This window comes from Salinicola halophyticus, from assembly GCF_003206695.1.
Classification (GTDB): domain Bacteria; phylum Pseudomonadota; class Gammaproteobacteria; order Pseudomonadales; family Halomonadaceae; genus Salinicola; species Salinicola halophyticus.
Genome location: NZ_PZJN01000009.1, coordinates 308,455 through 329,608, shown reverse-complemented (window position 1 = coordinate 329,608; position 21,154 = coordinate 308,455). Strand labels below are relative to the sequence as shown.

General features: G+C 61.4%; 17 protein-coding genes. 6 read left to right on the top strand and 11 right to left on the bottom strand.

Features of this window, described 5'->3' with window-relative positions; translation table 11 throughout:
- Positions 1 to 87 precede the first annotated feature (87 nt).
- Positions 88 to 1,365, bottom strand: coding sequence for a 4-aminobutyrate--2-oxoglutarate transaminase (gene gabT, locus DOM58_RS15430; protein WP_110654271.1), 1,278 nt, complete (start codon positions 1,363 to 1,365; stop codon positions 88 to 90).
- 89 nt (positions 1,366 to 1,454) lie between these two features.
- The gene (locus DOM58_RS15425; protein ID WP_110693581.1) at positions 1,455 to 2,876 is read right to left on the bottom strand and encodes an APC family permease; all 1,422 of its coding nucleotides are present in this window, start codon (positions 2,874 to 2,876) and stop codon (positions 1,455 to 1,457) included.
- Between the two features lie 200 nt (positions 2,877 to 3,076).
- On the opposite strand from DOM58_RS15425, the gene DOM58_RS15420 reads away from it, so the two are divergent.
- Positions 3,077 to 4,513, top strand: a complete 1,437-nt coding sequence (locus DOM58_RS15420) for an aminotransferase-like domain-containing protein (RefSeq protein ID WP_110693580.1) — start codon at positions 3,077 to 3,079, stop codon at positions 4,511 to 4,513.
- A gap of 18 nt (positions 4,514 to 4,531) precedes the next feature.
- On the opposite strand, the gene DOM58_RS15415 is transcribed toward DOM58_RS15420, so the two are convergent.
- The 8 genes from DOM58_RS15415 to dnaA all read right to left on the bottom strand — a co-directional run bounded on the left by DOM58_RS15415 (position 4,532) and on the right by dnaA (position 15,806).
- Positions 4,532 to 5,686: an ABC transporter ATP-binding protein gene (locus DOM58_RS15415; protein ID WP_110693579.1), complete on the bottom strand. Its 1,155-nt coding sequence runs from the start codon at positions 5,684 to 5,686 to the stop codon at positions 4,532 to 4,534.
- 7 nt (positions 5,687 to 5,693) lie between these two features.
- Complete coding sequence (locus DOM58_RS15410; RefSeq protein ID WP_110693578.1) at positions 5,694 to 6,569, bottom strand: carbohydrate ABC transporter permease; 876 nt, start codon at positions 6,567 to 6,569, stop codon at positions 5,694 to 5,696.
- Entirely contained in the window at positions 6,566 to 7,471 is a 906-nt protein-coding gene (locus tag DOM58_RS15405) for a carbohydrate ABC transporter permease (protein WP_075561437.1), read from the bottom strand. The genes DOM58_RS15410 and DOM58_RS15405 overlap by 4 nt, the downstream gene beginning before the upstream one ends.
- A gap of 54 nt (positions 7,472 to 7,525) precedes the next feature.
- Entirely contained in the window at positions 7,526 to 8,734 is a 1,209-nt protein-coding gene (locus DOM58_RS15400; RefSeq protein ID WP_075561613.1) for an ABC transporter substrate-binding protein, read from the bottom strand.
- A 589-nt stretch (positions 8,735 to 9,323) separates the two neighbouring features.
- On the bottom strand, positions 9,324 to 11,738 hold the full coding sequence (gyrB, locus tag DOM58_RS15395) for a DNA topoisomerase (ATP-hydrolyzing) subunit B (RefSeq protein WP_075561438.1): 2,415 nt from the start codon (positions 11,736 to 11,738) through the stop codon (positions 9,324 to 9,326).
- A gap of 19 nt (positions 11,739 to 11,757) precedes the next feature.
- Positions 11,758 to 12,843, bottom strand: a complete 1,086-nt coding sequence (gene recF / locus DOM58_RS15390) for a DNA replication/repair protein RecF (protein ID WP_110693577.1) — start codon at positions 12,841 to 12,843, stop codon at positions 11,758 to 11,760.
- Between the two features lie 199 nt (positions 12,844 to 13,042).
- Entirely contained in the window at positions 13,043 to 14,146 is a 1,104-nt protein-coding gene (gene dnaN / locus DOM58_RS15385; protein WP_075561440.1) for a DNA polymerase III subunit beta, read from the bottom strand.
- A gap of 184 nt (positions 14,147 to 14,330) precedes the next feature.
- On the bottom strand, positions 14,331 to 15,806 hold the full coding sequence (gene dnaA, locus DOM58_RS15380; protein WP_075561441.1) for a chromosomal replication initiator protein DnaA: 1,476 nt from the start codon (positions 15,804 to 15,806) through the stop codon (positions 14,331 to 14,333).
- Between the two features lie 617 nt (positions 15,807 to 16,423).
- Here dnaA and rpmH point away from each other — a divergent pair.
- The 4 genes from rpmH to mnmE all read left to right on the top strand — a co-directional run bounded on the left by rpmH (position 16,424) and on the right by mnmE (position 20,328).
- Positions 16,424 to 16,558, top strand: a complete 135-nt coding sequence (rpmH, locus tag DOM58_RS15375) for a 50S ribosomal protein L34 (protein WP_011508608.1) — start codon at positions 16,424 to 16,426, stop codon at positions 16,556 to 16,558.
- An 11-nt stretch (positions 16,559 to 16,569) separates the two neighbouring features.
- Positions 16,570 to 16,953 (top strand): ribonuclease P protein component, encoded by a 384-nt coding sequence (gene rnpA / locus DOM58_RS15370; RefSeq protein WP_075561442.1) that lies wholly within the window; start codon positions 16,570 to 16,572, stop codon positions 16,951 to 16,953.
- 105 nt (positions 16,954 to 17,058) lie between these two features.
- Positions 17,059 to 18,756 carry a membrane protein insertase YidC gene (yidC, locus tag DOM58_RS15365; protein ID WP_110693576.1) on the top strand — a complete coding sequence of 566 codons (1,698 nt, stop codon included), beginning with the start codon at positions 17,059 to 17,061 and terminating at the stop codon, positions 18,754 to 18,756.
- A 180-nt stretch (positions 18,757 to 18,936) separates the two neighbouring features.
- Positions 18,937 to 20,328, top strand: a complete 1,392-nt coding sequence (gene mnmE, locus DOM58_RS15360; protein ID WP_110693575.1) for a tRNA uridine-5-carboxymethylaminomethyl(34) synthesis GTPase MnmE — start codon at positions 18,937 to 18,939, stop codon at positions 20,326 to 20,328.
- 6 nt (positions 20,329 to 20,334) lie between these two features.
- Here the strand turns inward: mnmE and DOM58_RS15355 are convergent, their stop codons facing one another.
- Positions 20,335 to 20,547, bottom strand: a complete 213-nt coding sequence (locus DOM58_RS15355; protein WP_110693574.1) for a DUF6356 family protein — start codon at positions 20,545 to 20,547, stop codon at positions 20,335 to 20,337.
- 113 nt (positions 20,548 to 20,660) lie between these two features.
- Here DOM58_RS15355 and DOM58_RS15350 point away from each other — a divergent pair, with 113 nt between their 5' ends.
- A complete protein-coding gene (locus DOM58_RS15350; RefSeq protein WP_110693573.1) occupies positions 20,661 to 21,128 on the top strand; it encodes an Lrp/AsnC family transcriptional regulator in 468 nt (155 codons plus the stop codon).
- The last annotated feature ends 26 nt before the right edge of the window (positions 21,129 to 21,154 follow it).

Genomic DNA, 21,154 nt, shown 5'->3' with positions numbered 1-21,154 from the left:
CGAAGACGAAAAAGCCGACGCTGCAACAGCAGCGTCGGCTTCTTTCCAGCGTATCCGCCCCGCCACGCGGGGCAGAGATCATTCAGCTCAGGCGCCGAATTCGCTAAGCATCTTCTCGATCAGATCGAGCCCCTCTTCAAGCACCTCGTCACTGATGGTGACCGGCATCAGGAAGCGGATCGTGTTGGCGTAAAGGCCACAGGAGAGCAGGATCAAACCGCGTTCGCGCGCCTCGCGACAAAGCTTGCCTGCCAGCTCGGCATTGGGCACACCGCTCTTCTTGTCGGTGACCAGATCGAAGGCCGCCATCGCGCCCAGGTTGCGCGCGTTGGCGACTCCGGCGTAGTCCTGCTGCCACTTGTCGAAGCGCACTCGGAGCTTCTCGCCCAACGCCTGGCTCTTCTCCAGAATGCGCTCCTCCTCGAACACTTCCAGCACGGCCAGCACCGCGGCACAGGAGACCGGGCTGCCGGTGTAGGTGCCGCCCAGCGAGTTGCCGCCGGAAGCGTCCATCACCTTGTCGGTGCCCACCACGGCGGAGATCGGCATGCCGTCGGCCATGCTCTTGGCCATGGTGATGATGTCCGGTTCTACGCCGCTGTGTTCGATGGCGAACAGCTTGCCGGTCCGCCCGAAGCCGGACTGTACCTCGTCGGCAATGAGCAGGATGCCGTGTTCGTCGCAGATCTCTCGCAGCGCTTTCAGGAAGCTCGCCGGCGCGGCGTGGAAGCCGCCCTCGCCCAGCACTGGCTCGATCACGATCGCCGCAGTGTCGTTAACGTTGGCATCCGTCTTCAGCGTCATCTTCAGGTGGCGCAGCGCCTCTTCTTCGCTGACGCCGATGGACGGCACCGGATAGGGCGCGCGATAGACCTGACCCGGCATCGGGCCGAAATCGTTACGATACGGCGCCACCTTGCCGTTCATCGCCATGGTCATGAACGTCCGGCCGTGATAGCCGCCGGTAAAGCAGATCACGCCGGAGCGTCCGGTGGCGGCACGCGCCACCTTGACCGCGTTTTCCAGCGCCTCGGCGCCGGAGTTCGCCAACATCACCTTGGCGTGGCCGCGCACCGGCGTCACTTCGCTGAGCTTCTGCGCCACCCGCACGTATCCTTCGTACGGCATGACGGTCTGGCAGGTATGCATCACCTTGTCGAGCTGGGCCTTGACCGCTTCGACCACCTTGGGATGACGATGGCCAATGTTGAGCACACCGATACCTCCGGCGAAGTCGATGAAGCGCTTGCCGTCCTCGTCCCACAGCTCGGCATTCTCGGCGCGAGCGGCGAACTGACCGGCCGGGCTGGCCGCGCCATTGGCGACGTAGCGCTGCTTGAGTTCGTTGAGTTCTGCATTGGTCATGAATGAACACTCCTCTGACGCGGCATCGGGTGCCGCTAACGTGGGTCGCGCGTCGTCGGGTTCGCAGGCGGCGCGCTATACAATCGAAATCAGGATTTATCGTAGGCAGCCCGAATGAGGCGATCGCCCATCTCTCGACCGTAGTGCTGTCGCGCCCATCCGTACAGTGCCAATCCGGCGATCATCCAGCCACCGAAGATGGACCACTCGATGGGCGTCAGCGCCGACGGGCTGCCTGGCAGGTAGAGACACGTCATGCCCAGCGACAGCAGCACCGCCAGCACGCCGACCAGTTTGCCGGCACCGACATGGTACGGGCGCGGCATGTCCGGCTCGCGATAGCGCAGGATAACGAACGACAGCGCCACGAACAGGTAGGCAAGCACGATGCCCAGGCCGCCGGCATCGACGAGCCATACCAGCGCCGGACGTCCGAAGAATGGCGCCGCGGTAGAGAGCACGCCAATCAGGATGATGGCATGGGTCGGGGTCTTGTAGCGCGGGTGCAGCTTGCCAAGGAAAGCCGGCAACATCCCGGCGTGGGCCAGCGCATAAATGGCCCGCGACCCGCCGATATAGAACGCATTCCAGCTGGTGATGATCCCGGCGATGCCTGCCAGCACCATCAGATTGCCGGCCCAGGATGCATCGAAGACCGCCGTCATCGCGTCCGGCACACTGAGAGAGCTGCCCTGCAGCGCCTCGTTGTCGAGCATCAGGCTGGTGCCGAGAATGATCAGGGTATACCAGCACACCGCCATGATCACCGAGAGGACCAGCACCTTGCCGATATCACGGAACGGCAGATCGATCTCTTCCGCCGCCTGGGGAATCACGTCGAAACCGACGAACAGGAACGGGACCAGCACCAGTACCGCCACGATGCCGCCGAAGGCGCCGTGCTCGCCGCTGGCGAACAGCGGCTGCATGTTGCCGCCGTCGCCGGTGAACAGCGCTCCGGTCACGAACATTACCCCCGCCACCAGGATCAGCCCGGTAACGACTTTCTGCAGTAGCGCAGCGGTGGAGATCCCCACGTAATTGACGGCCATCATCACCAGGGAGCCGAGCACGCCCACCGCGACCCAGGTCGCCTTGACGTCCCAGCCGGCGACGGTCCATAGATCACCGACGGCGTAACCGGGAAACAGATGCTCGACCACCGTCGGCAGCGCCACGGCTTCGAACGACGCAACGCTGACATAGCCCAGCACGATGCTCCAGGTGCAGACGAAAGAGGCAAAGTGGCCGAGCGCTCGATAGCTGTAGACGTGTTCGCCACCCACTTGAGGCATCGCCGACGCCAACTCGGCATAGGTCAAACCCACCAGCAGCACGGCAATGCCGCCAATGACGAAAGCGAGTATCGCGCCCACGCTACCCCCATCGAGAATGGCGCTACCGGTGAGGACGATCCAGCCCCAGCCGATCATGGCGCCGAAAGCCAACGCGAGAACATCGGTACGGGCGAGAACCCGCACGAATTCCGGAGGATGAGGAGCATTCGACATGAGGATTTCTCTTTAGGTTGTTATTGAGAAGGCGAGAGCGTCGTCGATAGACCGGGAACAGCGATCCACCTGTCACGCTACCACTCCGAGCCCTACCCGGGACTAGACCACTTTCCGCTTCGGGTAGACCACCTGCAAGGGCCAGCGCATAATCGACGGATTCCTTTCGCCACCCTTCCGCGTCCCTCACGAGGTGTCGCATGGACGACCGCCAGCAGGCGCTGTATCACATCAAGCAGGGTTACCACGCCCAGCCGGTTCACCTGACCAAGCACTGCCGACTCGAGCAGACCCTGCTGACCCTGATCGAGCAGCGATGGCAGGATGGTCAACGACTGCCGGGGCACCGAGCGCTGTGTGCCTCACTCGACGTTGCCCGCAACACGTTGGCCGGCGTTATCGAGAGCCTGACCCGACAAGGGCACCTGATCACCGACCATGGCCGGGGCACCTGGGTTTGCAAGCGCTTACCTCGGCGGGAACGGGAGGCTGTCCCCAGTGGGCCGATTTCTCGCCGCGCACATAAGCTGCTTGGGGATGTCGGTGCCAGTCCGCTGCAGAGCGGCGCCTTCGTGCCGGGGGTGCCCGATATCGTCCATTTTCCGATCGCCCGCTGGCGCCAGCTCTATTCGCGCATCACCGTGCCCCACAATACGCTGCTGCTCTCCTACGCCGCGGGCGGCTACGGGCCATTGAAGCGCGCCATCGCGGGCTATCTGTCACGGTGGCGGGGCATCGACTGCGAACTCGATCAGATCGTGATTACCGAAGGCGCCCACCACGGCCTTCAGCTGTGCGCCCTGACGCTGGCTGACCACGGCGATCGCGTGGTCATGGATTCCCCGTTCTACTGGGGCGCTCGGAACGTCTTTCACGCTAGCGGACTCGAGATCGAGCACGCCATCTGGGAACCGCGGGAAGGTTACGTGGGCACGTTGCCAAGCGCTCGCCCCAGACTGCTCTACTTCACCGGATCTCACCATTATCCGTTAGGCATGAAGTCAGTGAGTGCTCACAAACATTCGCTGGTTCGACATCTCGAACCGGACTGGATCCTGGAAGACGACTACGAATTCGGCGACGGCTGTCATCGGGAACTGGCGTTCGATACCGTCGCCGGCAACCAGATTCTGATCGGCTCGTTCTCCAAGCTGATGTTCCCGGGTCTGCGGCTGGGTTATCTGGTGGTTCCGAGAGGGCTGAGTGCCGCGATCAACCGGGTGCGTACCGGCGTCTTTCGCGAAGGAAGGCTACTCGATCAGGCGGTGCTCGCCACCTTCATCGATGATGGCGATCTGGATAGCTGGTGTCAGCGCATGGCCCGCGAGTATCTGCAGCGCCAACAGCAGCTGCAGGGGCTGCTCGCCGGGACACCCGGCATCATCGACATTTCGCCGCCGGCCGGCAATATCAGTCTGAGTCTGGCGCTCGCCGCGAATCTGGACGACGAGCGTTTATCACAGCATCTGCTGAACCGGTACCAGCTGGTCGCCCGGCCGTTGAGCCGAGTGTGCGGCGCGGGCGACCACCGGCGCGGCCTGATCCTGGGCGTCGGCATGGTCGAGGGCGAGGCGCTTGACCGTCAGGGCCTGCGCCTCGCTGCCGGCATTCGCGAGTTCGTCGAGTCGCAACGCTGAGATGGCAACGTGCCAGCCTCAGGCCGTCTCCAGAACGTCACCGACGTCGGCAGTACGCTCGTCGCGAACCCGGCCTTCGGTCTCGGGATCGAACACCACCATGCGCGAAACATCGAAGGCGAATCTCGCCCGCTCGCCCGGACGTAGCGGCGTACCCGGGCGCATGCGGGCGTTGATATGGGCGCCCCCGAGCGACGTCACCACGTAGAGATCGGCGCCGGTCGGCTCGACCAGCTCGACCGGCAGTTCGGCCTCGTGAATGTTGCCCTCACGGTGATTGGCGCTGGCCGGATCGGTGATCGCCTCGGGCCGCAAACCTATGATGACATCGCGATCGCACCAGTCACGCAGGGCCTGGCGATCGCGCACGATAGGCAGCGTCAGGGTGGTGTCGCCCGCTATCGCCTGCGCTACCGGCACGCCATCGCGCTCGACGATCCGCGCTTCGATCAGGTTCATCGACGGCGACCCCATGAAACCGGCGACGAACAGATTGTTGGGATCGTCGTAGACCGCCTGCGGCGTGCCCAGCTGCTGGAGCTCGCCACCGCGCATGACGGCGATTCTCGACGCCAGCGTCATCGCCTCGATCTGGTCGTGGGTAACGTAGACGATCGTGGTCCCCAGACGCTGATGGAGCTGCTTGATTTCAGTGCGCATGTCGACGCGCAGCTTGGCATCCAGGTTCGACAACGGTTCGTCGAACAGGAAGAGTTGCGGATCGCGTACCAACGCCCGCCCCATCGCCACGCGCTGGCGCTGCCCGCCGGAAAGCTGCCCCGGCTTGCGATCGAGCAGGTTCTCGATCTGCAGCAGTTTGGCGACTCGGTCAACCGCTTCGCGACGCTCCTTGCGCGGGACCTTGCGCATCTCCAGCCCGAAGCCGATGTTGCCCGCCACCGTCATGCTCGGGTAGAGCGCGTAGGACTGGAACACCATGGCGATGTCCCGCCGTGACGGATGCACGTCATTGATACACCGGCCGTCGAGCAGCAGCTCGCCCTCGCTGATCGAATCGAGCCCGGCGATCATGTTCAGGAGCGTCGACTTGCCACAGCCCGACGGCCCTACCAGGACCAGAAAGTCACCCTGCTCGATCGAGATATCGATGCCCTTGAGGACATGGGTCTCGCCGAAGCGCTTGTGAACGTTATTGATATGCAGAAAGCTCATGTGATCCTCAGCCCTTGACCGATCCCGACATCAACCCGCGCAGGAAATACTTGCCCGCGAGGATATAGACGATGAGCGTCGGCACCGCCGCCACCATCGCCGCCGCCATGTTGACGTTATAGGCCTTCACTCCCGTGGAGCTATTGACCAGATTATTGAGTGCCACCGTGATCGGTGCGCTGTCGCCGGAGGCGAACGAGACGCCGAACAGGAAGTCGTTCCAGACGTTGGTGAACTGCCAGATGATCGTGACCACGATGATCGGCACCGACGCCGGCAGCAGAATCCGAAAGAAAATGACGAAGAAGCCGGCGCCATCGAGCTGTGCCGCCCGCACCAGTTCATCCGGAAAGCTGGCGTAGAAGTTGCGAAAGAACAGCGTGGTAAATCCGATTCCGTAGATGATGTGGACCAGCACCAGGCCCCATGTACTGTTGGCCAGATGCAGAACCCCGAGCATGCGGGCCATCGGCAGCAGAATGATCTGAAACGGAATGAAGCAGCTAAACAGTATCAATCCGAAAACGATCTTGTGGCCGCGAAACTTCCACTTGGTCAGCACGTATCCGTTGAAGGCGCCCAGCAGGCCAGAGATCAATACCGCCGGTATCACGATCTTGATGCTGTTGAAGAAGTAGCCGTGCACCCCATTGCACTCGAGACCGATACAGGCGCTGCCCCACGCTTCTCGCCAAGGAGCGAACGTCCATTCGACGGGTAGCGCCAGCATGTTGCCCTGATGGATCTCGTCCAGTGTCTTGAACGACGTGGTCAGCATGACGTAGAGCGGCAGCAGATAGATGACCGCAAACACCAGTAGAATGGCGTAGAGAATGGCACGCGTGGCAGCGCCCTGGCGGGTGGTGGGAAGTGCGGCACTCATGATCGGGGCTCCCGAAGCTCGGAATAGAGATAGGGGATGATCAGCGCCGCGATCACCGCCAGCATGAATACCGCGCTGGCCGCGGCGATGCCCATCTCGTTGCGCGAGAAGGCGTAGGAGTACATGAAGGTCGCCGGCACCGCCGTGGCATTGCCCGGCCCGCCGCCGGTCATCGCCACGATCAGGTCGAAACTCTTGATTGCCAGATGTGCCAGTACCACGATTGCGCTCATGAAGACCGGCCGCAGCTGGGGAATGATGATGCGTGCATAGATCTTCCAGGCCGGCGCGCCGTCGATCTGGGCGGCCTTGATCATCTCGCCGTCGATACCGCGAAGGCCCGCCAGAAACATCGCCATGACGAAGCCCGTCGCCTGCCACACCGCGGCGATCACTACCGTATAGATCGCCATGTTGGAATCGATCAGCCAGTTGAAGCTGAAACTCTGCCAGCCCAGGTCGTGCATGGTCTTTTCCAACCCCAGTCCGGGATTGAGAAACCACTGCCAGGCGGTACCGGTGACGATGAAGGAGAGCGCCATCGGATAGAGATAGATGGTGCGCAGCACGCCCTCGGCACGGATGCGCTGATCGAGCAGTATCGCCAGCACCAGGCCCAGCACGATACAGCTGACGATGTAGAGAAGCCCGAAGACCCAGATATTGTGCAGGGCGATACCCCAGGTCCAGGAGGTCCACAACCGCGACCACTGATGGAGCCCGACCCAGGTGTAATCCGGCATCATGCCGGAATCGCTGAACGAGATGTAGCTGGTCCAGGCGATAAAGCCGTAGACGAAGAACAGGATCAGGACACAGGACGGCGACAGCACCAGCTTGGGCAGCCAGCGCTGAAGCCGTTCCCGCGCTCCACCGTCCCGATCCGGGGAAGCATTGGACATCGGATCACTCTCGATTCGTGAATGAGAAGCCCCGCCAACGGGCGGGGCCGATCATCAGGACGTTGCGCTCTTCACCGCCATCGCCAGCTGCTCGGCGGCGACATCGCTTGGCATGTCACTGTTGACGAAGGAGGAGATGATGTCGAAGACGGCGTTCTTGACCGACGCCGGCGCCGCGTAACCGTGCGCCAGGCTACCCATCAAGGTGTGGTTCTTCGCGGCCGACTTGACCTGCTCATAACCGCGCTGAGCGCAGACATCGAGCTTGTCGGCGGAGAGATCCATACGTGCCGGCACCGAGCCCTTGAACTGGCTGAAGGTGATCTGGAACTCGGGTGAGCCGATGATCTTGGCCATGGTCTGCTGCATCTTCTGCTGTTCGCTGTCATCGGTATCGAACATGATCATCAGATCGCTGTTGAAGGTCACGGCATCCTGCGTGCCCGGGGTGCGGAAGCACATGAAATCCTTGCCTGGCTCGAGGTTGGCGTTGAGGAACTCACCCTTCGCCCAGTCGCCCATGATCTGGTAAAGCGCCTTGCCGTTGATCACCATCGCCGTGGCCAGGTTCCAGTCGCGGCCGGGCGAGTTGTCGTCCTTGTACTTCAGCAGCTCGCGCAGATGATCGAACGACTGCGTCATGGTGTCGGAATCGAGCGCCTTGGGGTCGAGATTGATCAGTGCCTGGCGATAGAAATCGGCGCCGCCGGTCGCCAGCACCACGTTTTCGAACACCGTGGTGTCCTGCCACGGCTGACCACCGTAGGCCAGACCGGTATAGCCGGCGTCCTTGGCCTTTTTCAACGAGGCAATGAAATCGTCCCAGGTCTTGGGCTGTTCGATGCCCAATTTGTCCATCAGCGATTTATTGGCCCAGACCCAGTTGGTCGAATGGATCTCGAACGGTGCGCCGATCCAGTGACCTTCGTACTTGGCGAACTCCTGCAGCGGTTGCGGAAAGACTTCATCCCATTTCCCCGCCTTGGCAACGTCATCGAGCGAACTCAAGGCGTCACGCTCGGCCCAGTCCTGCGCGTCGTAACCCAGCACCTGGGCCGCCGTCGGTGGATTGCCCGAGGTGATACGCGAACGGAGAACCGCCATGGCGTTAGTCCCGGCGCCTCCCGCGACCGGCATGTTCTTCCAGCCGATATCCTGGTCCGCCAGACTGTCCTTCAATGCGCCAAGCGCCTTGGCCTCGCCCCCCGACGTCCACCAGTTGAGAACTTCGACCTGATTATCCGTCGAAGTATCAGCCGCCATCGTATTCGTGGATAACGCCAAAGCGAATGGAAGTAACGCAAATCCCAGCCGATTGACGAGGGTTCTGTTGTGATTGCTGTGCATCCCTTAATTCCTCTTCTTGTTGGGGCAACATCTAGTTCTTTTACGAAACGACCCACATCATCTGACGCACCAAGTGGGATAATTGAGACTATTACCTAACTGCATTTACCTAACAATACAACCATGGACGCACACCCATTCGCCCCACGCTCAGTGAAACGACTTGGTGGCGCTGAAAACGCGGTCTGGCGGTAGATAACGCCGGGTTCTACTCCATAAGTCGCATCGACCAATAGGTAATGTCGCAAGGACGCCTCTACTTGTTCTATCCGTGCGCCAATGTCTGAATAACTGACAATAGATAATGAGTCACTCGTCCTTGGCGACTCATAAAAATCGGCAACATATAAAAAAAGGCGACGCATAAAAACGTCGACACATAAAAAAGCGGCCCATCCGAAAAGGATGGGCCGCTCTGTTCGCCGAAATTGTCATATCAGGTCGAAGTGGGCTCGACGCAATGACCGTCGCTATCCGGCTCTCGCCCTGTACATCCAGACTTCCTTTACACGTCCAGATTGGCCACCAGGGCAAAACGTTCGATGAAGTCGCGCCGCGGTTCGACCTCGTCACCCATCAGCGTATTGAACATCTGATCGGCGGCAACCGCATCCTCGATGGAAACGCGCAACATGCGCCGGAATTGCGGATCCATGGTGGTTTCCCACAACTGATCCGGGTTCATCTCGCCCAGCCCCTTGTAGCGCTGGATACTGAGTCCGCGCTGCGCTTCGAGCATCAACCACTCGAGGGCATCGTAGAAGTTGTCGATCGGCTTCTGGCGCTCGCCGCGGGCAATATAGGCGCCCTCCTCGATCAGGCCGTCCAGGGTTTCGCCCAGATCGGCCAGCGCGCGATAATCCACGCTTCGGAAGAAGTCGATACCCCAGATGTAGTCGGTGGTCACGCCGTGGGCGGTCAACGCCACGCTCGGCAGCCACAGGCCGCGTTCGGTATCTTCTTCCAGCTGGAAGGTATAGCGCGGGCCGCCCTCATGGGCGATCAGCGAGTCCATTTCCACCTGCAGCGCGTCGATCCAGGTCTGCATGGTGCCACGGTCGTCGAGGTTGCTCTCGTCGAGCTTGACGGCATGGACCATCTTGCGCAGCACGGCGTTCGGGTAGACCCGCGACAGACGATCGATGCGCTTCATCACATCACGGTACTGATTGACCAGCGACTCCAGATGCTCACCGCCAATCCCCGGGGCATCGGCATTGACGTAGAGCCGACCGCCATCCAGCGCCGTGGCGGTCAGATAGTCGGTCATCGCCTGCTCGTCCTTCAGATACATCTCCTGCTTGCCGCGCTTGATCTTGTAGAGCGGCGGCTGGGCGATGAACACATGGCCCCGCTCGATCAGCTCCGGCATCTGGCGGAAGAAGAAAGTCAGCAGCAACGTGCGGATGTGCGACCCATCGACGTCGGCATCGGTCATGATGATGATCGAGTGGTAGCGCAGCTTGTCCGGGTTGAACTCTTCGCGGCCGATCCCGCAGCCCAGGGCGGTGATCAGCGTGCCAACCTCGGCGGAAGAGAGCATCTTGTCGAAGCGCGCCTTCTCGACGTTGAGGATCTTGCCTTTCAGCGGCAGGATCGCCTGGGTACGACGATCGCGACCCTGCTTGGCACTGCCGCCGGCCGAATCACCCTCGACCAGGTAGAGTTCGGAAAGGCTCGGATCTTTCTCCTGGCAGTCGGCCAGCTTGCCCGGCAGCCCGGCAATATCCAGCGCGCCCTTGCGCCGCGTCATGTCGCGGGCCTTGCGCGCGGCTTCACGCGCCCGCGCCGCATCGATCATTTTGCTGACGATCGCCTTGGCTTCGTTGGGATGCTCGATCAGATAATCGGAGAACTGACGGCTCAACTCCTGGTCGACGGCCGTCTTGACCTCGGAGGAGACCAGTTTGTCCTTGGTCTGCGAGGAGAACTTGGGATCCGGGACCTTGACCGAGATGATCGCGGTGAGTCCTTCGCGTGCGTCATCGCCCGCGGTGGCGACCTTGGCCTTCTTCTGGATGTCTTCCGCTTCGATGTAGCTGTTGAGCGTACGTGTCAGCGCCGCGCGGAAACCCGCCATGTGGGTGCCGCCATCGCGCTGCGGAATGTTGTTGGTGTAGCAGAAGACATTCTCGGTGAAGGTGTCGTTCCACTGCATCGCCACTTCCACGGCGATGCCGTCTTCGCGCTGCATCTCGAAGTGGAAGACCGGATTGATGGCGGTGCGGTTGGTATTGAGGTGATCGACGAACGCCTTGAGGCCACCTTCGTAGTGGAACAGCTCTTCGCGGCCGTCGCGCTCGTCGACCAGCCGGATGGCCACGCCGGAGTTCAGAAACGATAGCTCGCGCAGACGCTTGGCGAGGATATCGTAGTGAAATTCGATGTTGGCGAAGGTGTCGCTCGACGGCTTGAAGCTGATCTGGGTACCGGATTTCTCGGTATCACCGACGATCGCCAGTGGTGCCTGCGGTACGCCGTGCTTGTAGATCTGCTCGTGAACCTGGTTGTTGCGCCAGATCACCAGCTTGAGCTGCTCGGAGAGCGCGTTGACCACCGAAATACCGACCCCGTGCAGGCCACCGGAGACCTTGTAGGAGTTATCGTCGAACTTACCCCCGGCGTGCAGCACGGTCATGATCACTTCGGCGGCAGAAACGCCTTCGTCGTGAATGTCCGTGGGAATGCCGCGGCCATCGTCGGAAACGGTGATCGACTCGTCCGGATGGATGACGATCCGGATCTCGCTGCAATGACCGGCCAGCGCTTCGTCGATGGAGTTGTCGACGACTTCGAACACCATGTGGTGCAGCCCGGTGCCGTCATCGGTGTCGCCGATGTACATGCCGGGACGCTTGCGCACCGCGTCCAGTCCCTTGAGGACCTTGATGCTCGATGAATCGTAGGCCTGTTCGCTCATTGCTCACTCCGTGGTGAAATCATTCCGAATGCAGCCGTCCGCCGGCGAGTTGCGACGCCACCACATCCGTGTCTGGCTGCCAGACGTCGGCCAGCGCCTCGCGATCGACGCTGGTGATGAAGACCTGGCAATTGAGCCGCTCGAGCCATTGGCAGAAAATCCGCCGATGGTCGCCGTCGAGCTCCGCCGGCAGGTCATCGATCAAATAGAGGCAGGTTCGGCCACTCAACTGCTCGAGCAGCTGCCCCTGGGCCAGTTTCAACGCGCTCACGACCAGCTTCTGCTGACCGCGCGACAGCACTTCGACCGCCGCATGACGTCCGACGCGAATTCGCAGGTCGGCGCGCTGCGGCCCCTGTTGGGTAAAACCCATCTGGCGATCGGTATCGCGTCCAGCTTCGAAGACCTCCAGCAAGGCACGCTGGCGATCCCAACCCCGCGAGTAGCGCAAGGTCAGATCCGGCAGCGGTAACAGGGCCGCCAGGGTCTCCTCGAAGACCGGCGCGAAGCGAGCCATGTAGTCCTCGCGCAGACTGTCCAGACGCTCGCTCCAGTGCGCCAGTTCGCGCTCCCAGATACGTATCGACTGAACGTCGATTCTATCATGCCTGAGCAGCGCATTCCGATGTTTCAAGGCCCTTCTGACGCGTTTCCAGGCATCCAGAAAGTCGCGTTCGGCGTGGAATACGCCCCAGTCGAGAAATTCGCGCCGTGAGGCCGGGGAGCCCTCGAGCAGACGAAAGGCATCGGGGTTGATCAACTGCAGCGGCAGCGCTTCGGCCAACTGCGTTATCCGCGCCGCGCGCTCTCCATTGACCCGGATGTCGAGCTCGGCGCTATCCCGACGACGACGCACCCCGATCGGCAGAGGCGGATCACCCGCCAACCGGCCGAACAGCGTGGTCTCTTCAGCGTCGTGATCGATCAGCGACTTGAGTTTCTGTGTCCGAAAGGAGCGCGCCATGCCGAGTACATGAATGCCTTCCAGCAGCGACGTCTTGCCGCTACCGTTGGCACCGCTGATCAGATTGATATGCGGCCCCGGCGCCATCTCGAGGACATCCAGATTACGCAGGCCCTGAAAATGGAGACGATCAAGCGGCATGGTGATTCGCATCACAGAGCGAAAGGAAATTAGGTCGAAGCCGACATGGCGGGCATTCGTCTTCCGACCTCGAAGAAACTGGCGAGCGATGGCCAGGCAAGGCAAACATCGGCGAACAGGCGGAGCTTATGTGGTTATAAGTGAGCAATGTTCGCCGATGTTTAACGCCGCATGGTCGAGCGCAGCCACGTCCCTGCACTCAGAGGCGCATCGGCATGACGACGTACCGGGCATCACCCCCACCCGGCTCTTCCATCAGCGCGGAGCTGTTGGAGTCCGACAACGTCATCTGCATGCGATCGGCATCCAGCACGTTGAGCACATCGATCAGATAGCCGACGTTGAAACCGATCTCCAGCGCATCGCCGGAATATTCGATGCTGACGTTCTCTTCGGCTTCTTCCTGCTCGGGGTTGTTGGCCATCACCTTGAGATTGTTCTCCTCGAGGTGCAGGCGCACGCCGCGGTATTTCTCGTTGGAGAGAATCGCGGTACGGGCGAGGTTCTGGCGCAGCTCGCCGCGTTCGGCGATGAAGACCTTGTCGCCACCCTTGGGGATGACCCGGTCGTAATCCGGGAACTTGCCGTCGACCAGCTTGGAGGTGAAGGTGAATTCGCCGGTATTAGCGCGGATATGGTTGGAGCCCAGCATCAGTTCGACCGGTTCGTCACTGCCGTCGAGCAGTCGGGTCAGTTCCAGCACGCCCTTGCGCGGCACGATCAGCTTGCGCGAGGTTTCCATCTCGATGTCGGCGCTGCGTTCACACACCGCCAGACGGTGACCGTCGGTGGCCACCGTACGCACCAGATGATCGGCCAGCTCCAGCAGCATGCCGTTGAGGTAATAGCGCACGTCCTGCTGCGCCATGGCAAACGACGTCGCATCGATCAGATACTTCAACGTGCCCCGCGGCAGCGACAGCGTGGTGTCGTTCTGACCGTCTTCGATATTGGGGAACTCGGCCACCGGCAGCGTGGACAGCGTGAAGCGCGAACGCCCAGCGCGCAGCACGACCCGCCCGTCTTCCAGCGAAAAGCTGATGTCCGACTGATCCGGCAGCGACTTGCAGATGTCCATCAGCTTGCGCGCCGGCACGGTCACGGAACCGGGCTCGTCGACCAGCGCCGGCGTCGCGCGGCCGATCAATTCCACCTCGAGATCGGTGCCGGTCAGCGCCAACTGGTTGTCCTGGACTTCGATCAGCACATTGGAGAGAACCGGCAGCGTCTGACGGCGCTCTACCACCCCGGCCACCAGTGTCAGCGGGCGCAGCAGGGCTTCGCGAGAGATGGAAAATTTCATTGGGGCTCCGTAGTTGGAATGAATCTAAGCTGAAGCAATAGTTCCCGGCCGGCTCGATGGACCTGAACGCGAACGATCCCGCATGGGGATCGCCGATGTAAGCTCTCGGACCGCGCCGTCCCATTCTTGCCTCGCCGGACGCCGCCCGCAATCCCTTACGGGCTCGAATTCACGGCGCAGTGGCTCAACTGGTCAACAATCGCATCAGATTCTTGTAGTCCTCGCGAATGTCCGCACTCTCTTCTTTCAGCGCCACGACCTTGCGGCAGGCATGCAGCACGGTCGTGTGATCGCGCCCGCCGAAGGCGTCGCCGATCTCCGGCAGACTGTGATTGGTCAGCTCCTTGGCCAGCGCCATCGCCACCTGACGCGGCCGCGCCACCGAACGCGAGCGGCGCTTGGAGAGCAGGTCCGCGAGCTTGATCTTGTAGTATTCCGCCACCGTACGCTGGATATTCTCGATCCCGACCTGCTTGTCCTGCAGCGCCAGCAGATCCTTGAGCGATTCGCGGATGAAGTCCTGTGTGATCGTCTTGCCCATGAAGTGGGAATCGGCGATCACCTTCTTGAGCGCGCCTTCCAGTTCGCGCACGTTGGAACGGATCTTCTGGGCGATGAAGAACGCGGCATCGTGGGGAAGATCGACCTTGGCCTGATCGGCCTTTTTCATCAGGATCGCCACGCGCGTCTCGAGCTCCGGCGGCTCGATCGCCACCGTCAGGCCCCAGCCGAAGCGGGATTTCAGCCGCTCTTCGACGCCGCTAATCTCCTTAGGGTAACGGTCCGAGGTCAGGATCATCTGCTGCCCGCCTTCCAGCAGGGCGTTGAACGTATGGAAGAACTCCTCCTGGGAACGCTCCTTGCCGGCAAAAAACTGGATATCGTCGATCAGCAGAGCATCGACGCTGCGGTAGAAACGCTTGAAGTCGTTGATCGCGTTGAGCTGCAGCGCCTTGACCATGTCGGCGACGAAACGCTCGGAGTGAAGATAGACGACCTTGGCATTGTCGCGAAGCCCAGCCAGATGATTGCCCACCGCGTGCATCAGGTGGGTCTTGCCCAACCCCACGCCCCCGTAGAGAAACAGCGGGTTGTAGGCACCGCCGGGGTTTTCCGAGACCTGCCGCGAGGCGGCACGCGCCAGCTGGTTCGACTTGCCCTCGACGAACGTTTCGAAGGTGAAGTTCGAGTTGAGACCATTGCCGTGCTTGAGCCCACCTTCGACCTGAACCTGGCGCTCTCTGCCTCGCCGGCCGCTCTCTTCGCGGGATCGATCGAGCTGACGCTCCTCCGCCGCCTCGCTCGAACGCGATTCGGTCTGCACGCTGGGCGCGGCCGCCTGTCGCTGGGACGGACGGCTGGGCGCGGAAACCGGTGCCCCCAGATCTCGCGGCGATACCGCTGCGGCCCGGCGACTGCCAACCGTCAGTTGCACCTTGGGAGGCTTGCTGCTGGACGTGGATTCACGCAACAGTTCATTGATTCGCTTCAGATACTTGTCACTGACCCAGTCACGTACGAAGCGATTGGGGGCGAGAAGACAGAGCTCGTCCATTTCGCCGTCCTCTGCCTGCAGAGGACGAATCCAGGTATTGAATTGCTGAGAGCTCAATTCGTCCTGCAGCGAGTTCAGACATTGTTGCCAGAGAGCGACAGACACACGACCTCACCGAACGTTGGGAAATGGAATCGAAAAAACGGCCGCACATTGTAGCGTCGACCCGTCAGGTTATCCACACGATGTCGAAATCTCGACCGACTGTGGATAACTGAAGGATAGCAAGGTGACAATCCTGTGGATTCTACGGTAATAGGATGGGGAAACATCGACGCAGCGTCGTTCGGCCAAGTTTCCCTGAGCACACTCATCCCCGCGCTATACACCGCCTTCACGCACTTTCCCCACAACCTAAAATAAAGCATAACTTATTGTTTTACTTGTTTATAAATGAGTTATTAACAACTGTTATCCCCATTGTTAACCACATGGTGTGATTGACAGAGTCGAGAAATCGCGATCTCGCCGCTCGGCCGAGGAATCGAAATCGATCGCTCATCGCGACAACGCCAAGGGCTGCCAGCCGAAGAAATCGAGCAGGGCGGGCCGCCATTCGAGCCTGGCCCGGGTGTGGATAATTCACGGAAAAATTGCACCCGAACTACGGATTCACTAGAATTCCCGCTCTTGAGTCGAGTGAGCCCGCTCCCGTTGCGCGTGCCGGGCACCCCGCTTCAACCCGTTTTCTTTAGAAATCAACTAATTGGGAATCAGCAGCTATGAAACGCACCTTCCAGCCCAGCGTTCTGAAGCGTAAGCGCGTCCACGGTTTTCGCGCCCGCATGGCCACCAAGAACGGCCGCCAAGTCCTTGCTCGTCGTCGCGCCAAAGGCCGTAAGCGTCTCAGCGCCTGATCGGACACCGGGTGCCCGATCAGCGTTTTCCCCGGCAGCTGCGTTTGCTGACAGCCGGGGACTACAAGCACGTTTTCGACCACGCTCCCTATAAGGTCCACGGTAAAGGAATACTGGCGTTGGCCCGTCCCAACGCACTGGGCCATCCGCGGATCGGGTTGATCTTCAGCAAGAAGAACGTGCGCCGTGCCGTCGACCGCAATCGCCTCAAGCGTCTTGTGCGCGAGTCCGTTCGCCATCAGCAGCATCGTTTACCGGCAGTGGATATCGTCATACTCGCGCGACGAGGATTGCACGAGCAGGATAACGCCAGCGTCTCTCGTCAGCTCAATGGCATGTGGCGGCGTCTGGAAAAATCCGCTCGTCAGACGCAACAGGACGTTTCGTCTTCTTGATCGGACATCCCCGCGTCAAAGGCCGGGGAGCACCGGCAAATGCTGCCGGTCGTCCGCCGATGCCCGGCGCCCACTGACCCATTCCCCTACCGGGCAGACCCCTATATGGATTTGAAACGCCTCCTTTTCGTGATTCCTCTGGCCGTGCTGGCCTATCTGCTGATCATGCAGTGGAATCAGGACTACGGTCAGAACGTCGTGAACAACCCGGCGCCGGAGATGGCGGCTTCATCGGGTGGCAACAATAGCGGTGAAGACGGCGATGTCGGTGCGCTCTCTGCACCTACCGGCAGCGACGGCAAGGCCAAGCCGATTCAGGACGACATGCCCGCCGACGCCGATACCGCGCAAGGCAGCAACCTGATTCAGGTCCAGAGCGATGTGCTCGATCTGCGCATCAATCCCAATGGCGGCGACATCGTCTATGCCGCGCTGTTCGGACATGATCAGGCCCTCGACTCCGACACCCCTTTCGTACTGCTCAGCGACAACAAGGTGCGCAGTTACGTGGCCAAGTCCGGTCTGCAGATCGAAGGCCATTCGGGGCGCATCGCGTTCACTGCCGATCGCAACAGCTACCAGCTCAGCGAAGGCCAGGATTCGATCAACGTCGACCTGCACGGCAGCGTCAACGGCGTCGATATCGTCAAGCGCTTCGTCATCAATCGCGACGACTACGCCGTCAAGGTCGAGTACCGGATCGACAACGAGAGCCAGCAGCCGGTAACGGCACGCTTTATCGGCCAGTTGGCACGCGACCAGAGCCCGGATCCGGCCAGCGGTTCCGGCGTTGGCATGCACTCGTTCCTGGGTGCCGCGTTCTCCTCGCCGGACGAGCACTACAGCAAGGTCAAGTTCGACGATATCCGTGACGGCGACTTCCAGAATCGCGATGTGAAAGGTGGCTGGGTCGCGGTGATTCAGCACTACTTCACCTCGGCGTGGGTGCCGAACCCGGATCAGCAGAATCTCTACTACGGCAATGTCGACAACCGCGACCGTACCGTCGCCGCCTTCGCCGGTCCCAATCAGACCATCGAGCCCGGGCAGCAGACATCGCTCGACGCCACGCTGTTCGTGGGACCGAAGGTGCAGGAGCGCCTCGAAGCGGTAGCTCCGCATCTAGAGCTGACCGTCGATTTCGGCTGGCTGTGGTTCCTGGCCAACCCGCTGTTCTGGCTGCTGACGAAGATCCACGCTCTGATCGGCAACTGGGGCTGGTCCATCGTTTTGCTGACCGTCTGCGTCAAGATCGTGCTGTTCCCGCTCGCCGCCAAGGCCTACAAGTCGATGGCGCGGATGCGCAAGATGGGCCCGGAGATGAAGCGGCTCAAGGAGCAGTACGGCGACGACCGCCAGCGCATGTCGCAGGAGATGATGAAGTTCTACAAGAAGGAGAAGATCAATCCTCTTGGCGGCTGTCTGCCGATGGTCATCCAGATGCCGGTGTTCATCGCGCTCTACTGGATGTTGATGGAGTCGGTCGAGCTGCGCCACGCGCCGTTCATGCTCTGGATTCAGGATCTGTCGGCCAAGGATCCGTACTTCATCCTGCCGATCATCATGGGCGGCACCATGCTGCTCCAGCAGTTCCTGAACCCGACACCGCCGGACCCGATGCAGGCGAAGATCATGAAGATGCTGCCGATCGTCTTCACCTTCTTCTTCCTGTGGTTCCCGGCCGGCCTGGTGATCTACTGGGTCGTGAACAACAGCATCTCGATCCTGCAGCAGTGGTTCATTACCAACAAGGTGATGAAGGACGACGCAGGTGGCGGCAAGGCGGTGAAAGCCAAAGGCTGACGCTCGATCGGAGCCTGCCGCAACGTCCAGACCCTCGCTTCGGCGGGGGTCTGGCGTTTCAGGCCTTGGCGTTTCAGGCCTTGGCGTTTCAGGCTCTGGCTTTTCCGCACTGGCATTCCACCGAGAGGCCCCGGACAATGCCCGCCAAGCCGGCCACGATATCGATTTTTGGAGATGCTAATGAACGCCCCGCTCCCCTCTACCGACGCGCCGCTGTACCGCCAAGACACCATCGCCGCCCTGGCGACCCCTCCGGGGCGCGGCGGCGTCGGCATCGTGCGTGTCTCCGGGCCCTCGGCGAGCGCCTTGGCGGAAACCATCCTCGGCCACCAGCCGACGCCTCGCTACGCCCACTACGGGCCTTTCCAGGGTGAAGGCAGCGTCATCGACGAGGGCATCGCGCTCTACTTCCCCGGCCCCCACTCGTTCACCGGTGAAGACGTGCTGGAGCTTCAGGGGCACGGCGGGCCGGTGCTGATGGACATGCTGCTGGAGCGCTGTGTGCAACTCGGTGCGCGGCTGGCCCGCCCGGGTGAATTCTCCGAGCGCGCGTTTCTCAACGACAAGCTCGACCTGGCCCAGGCCGAGGCCATCGCCGATCTGATCGACGCCAGCTCCCGCGCCGCAGCGGAAAACGCCCTGCGCTCGTTGCAGGGCGAATTCTCCCAGCGTGTTTCGCAGTTGGTCGGCGAGTTGATACAGCTGCGCCTCTACGTGGAGGCCGCGATCGATTTTCCCGAGGAAGAGATCGATTTTCTCGCCGACGGCGTGGTCGCCGCCAAGCTGGCTACGCTGCGGCAGACACTGGAAGCCGTCCGTGCCGCTGCCAATCAGGGCTCGCTGATGCGCGAGGGGATGAACGTGGTAATCGCGGGGCGGCCCAACGCCGGCAAGTCCAGCCTGCTCAATCGCCTGACCGAGCGCGATAGCGCCATCGTCACCGAGATCGAAGGCACCACTCGCGATGTCTTGCGCGAGCACATCCATCTCGACGGCATGCCGCTGCACGTGATCGATACCGCCGGCCTGCGCGACACCCCGGATGCGGTGGAGAAGATCGGCGTCCAGCGCGCGTGGGCGGAGATAGAGAAGGCGGATCGCGTACTGCTGCTGGTCGACGCGCGCGAAACGGACTCGCTCGATCCTGTCGAGATCTGGCCGGAATTCGTCGAACGGCTACCCGATCCCGGGCGTCTGACACTGGTGCGAAACAAGATCGATCAGAGCGGCGAAGGCAGCGACTTCGATCTATCCACAACCCCTCCGGTGATTCGAATCTCGGCGGAAACCGGAGTGGGTGTGGATAACCTGAAAGCCCACCTCAAGGCGGTGATGGGCTTCGACGCCACCACCGAGGGCCGCTTCTCCGCTCGCCGTCGCCACCTCGACGCGCTGGAACGCGCCGCGCTGGCGTTGGCCAACGGCACCGCGCAGCTCGAAGGCGCCGCTGCCGGCGAACTGCTTGCCGAGGATCTGCGTGACGCCCAGCACTCTCTCAACGAGATCACCGGCGAGTTCACCGCCGACGACCTGCTCGGCGAAATCTTCGGTAGCTTCTGCATCGGCAAGTGAACCGACTCAGTGGCGCCGCTGAAGCCGCGCATGAAGCTGGGTGATGATTCGGCTGGCGGTGGATTCGAACAGGAACGGCAGCACGGCGTGAATCGACGCCGCCAGACCCGCCAGCAGCAGTTGCCCGGCAAAAGCGCCGGCGAAGCGCAGGTGTTCGAAGTAGCTTTCCTCCACCGAGGCGGGATGAGCGGTGAACAGACGGGTCAGGCGAAGGGACATGTCTCGGCTCCGGCAGGATCGATGGTCGGTTCTCACCAGCTTATCCAAGCGCGGCGCCGATTTTATCCCGAACTTCCTTCCTGAAACCGAAATTTTGGGATATATATCCCAACATGACACCTGAACTGGATAATTTCGACCGCCGCCTTCTCGATGCGCTGCAGCAAGACAGCACGCTCTCGGTCGAGGCGTTGTCGGAACGCGTGAATCTCTCCCGCAATGCCTGCTGGCGTCGCGTCAAGGCGCTCGAGGCACGCGGCGTGATACGCGGGCGGGTCGCGCTGCTCGATCCCGAGCGGGTCGGCTGTGGCCTCACGGTACTGATCCAGATTCGTACCGATCGCCATGATCCGGCGTGGCTGGAAGCCTTCCGAAATGCGGTCGAGACCCTGCCGGAAATCGTTGACGTATGGCGGACCAGTGGTGAACTGGACTACGTGCTGCGCGCTCGTATCGCCGACGTCAAAGCCTATGATCGGCTCTATCAGCGTCTGATCGCTCGGGTGTCGCTGGCCGACGTCTCGGCCTCATTCGTGATGGAAGAGATCAAGAGTACGACGCGCGTGCCGCTTCCCCCCTGATCGATCCGCGATGGCTTCGGGATGGC

What these genes read in the sequence shown, in the direction of transcription:
- gabT (WP_110654271.1), bottom strand. Translation starts at nt 1,365, where the DNA reads ATGACCAATGCAGAACTCAACGAACTCAAGCAGCGCTACGTCGCCAAT.
- DOM58_RS15425 (WP_110693581.1), bottom strand. Translation starts at nt 2,876, where the DNA reads ATGTCGAATGCTCCTCATCCTCCGGAATTCGTGCGGGTTCTCGCCCGT.
- DOM58_RS15420 (WP_110693580.1), top strand. Translation starts at nt 3,077, where the DNA reads ATGGACGACCGCCAGCAGGCGCTGTATCACATCAAGCAGGGTTACCAC.
- DOM58_RS15415 (WP_110693579.1), bottom strand. Translation starts at nt 5,686, where the DNA reads ATGAGCTTTCTGCATATCAATAACGTTCACAAGCGCTTCGGCGAGACC.
- DOM58_RS15410 (WP_110693578.1), bottom strand. Translation starts at nt 6,569, where the DNA reads ATGAGTGCCGCACTTCCCACCACCCGCCAGGGCGCTGCCACGCGTGCC.
- DOM58_RS15405 (WP_075561437.1), bottom strand. Translation starts at nt 7,471, where the DNA reads ATGTCCAATGCTTCCCCGGATCGGGACGGTGGAGCGCGGGAACGGCTT.
- DOM58_RS15400 (WP_075561613.1), bottom strand. Translation starts at nt 8,734, where the DNA reads ATGGCGGCTGATACTTCGACGGATAATCAGGTCGAAGTTCTCAACTGG.
- gyrB (WP_075561438.1), bottom strand. Translation starts at nt 11,738, where the DNA reads ATGAGCGAACAGGCCTACGATTCATCGAGCATCAAGGTCCTCAAGGGA.
- recF (WP_110693577.1), bottom strand. Translation starts at nt 12,843, where the DNA reads ATGCCGCTTGATCGTCTCCATTTTCAGGGCCTGCGTAATCTGGATGTC.
- dnaN (WP_075561440.1), bottom strand. Translation starts at nt 14,146, where the DNA reads ATGAAATTTTCCATCTCTCGCGAAGCCCTGCTGCGCCCGCTGACACTG.
- rpmH (WP_011508608.1), top strand. Translation starts at nt 16,424, where the DNA reads ATGAAACGCACCTTCCAGCCCAGCGTTCTGAAGCGTAAGCGCGTCCAC.
- yidC (WP_110693576.1), top strand. Translation starts at nt 17,059, where the DNA reads ATGGATTTGAAACGCCTCCTTTTCGTGATTCCTCTGGCCGTGCTGGCC.
- mnmE (WP_110693575.1), top strand. Translation starts at nt 18,937, where the DNA reads ATGAACGCCCCGCTCCCCTCTACCGACGCGCCGCTGTACCGCCAAGAC.
- DOM58_RS15355 (WP_110693574.1), bottom strand. Translation starts at nt 20,547, where the DNA reads ATGTCCCTTCGCCTGACCCGTCTGTTCACCGCTCATCCCGCCTCGGTG.
- DOM58_RS15350 (WP_110693573.1), top strand. Translation starts at nt 20,661, where the DNA reads ATGACACCTGAACTGGATAATTTCGACCGCCGCCTTCTCGATGCGCTG.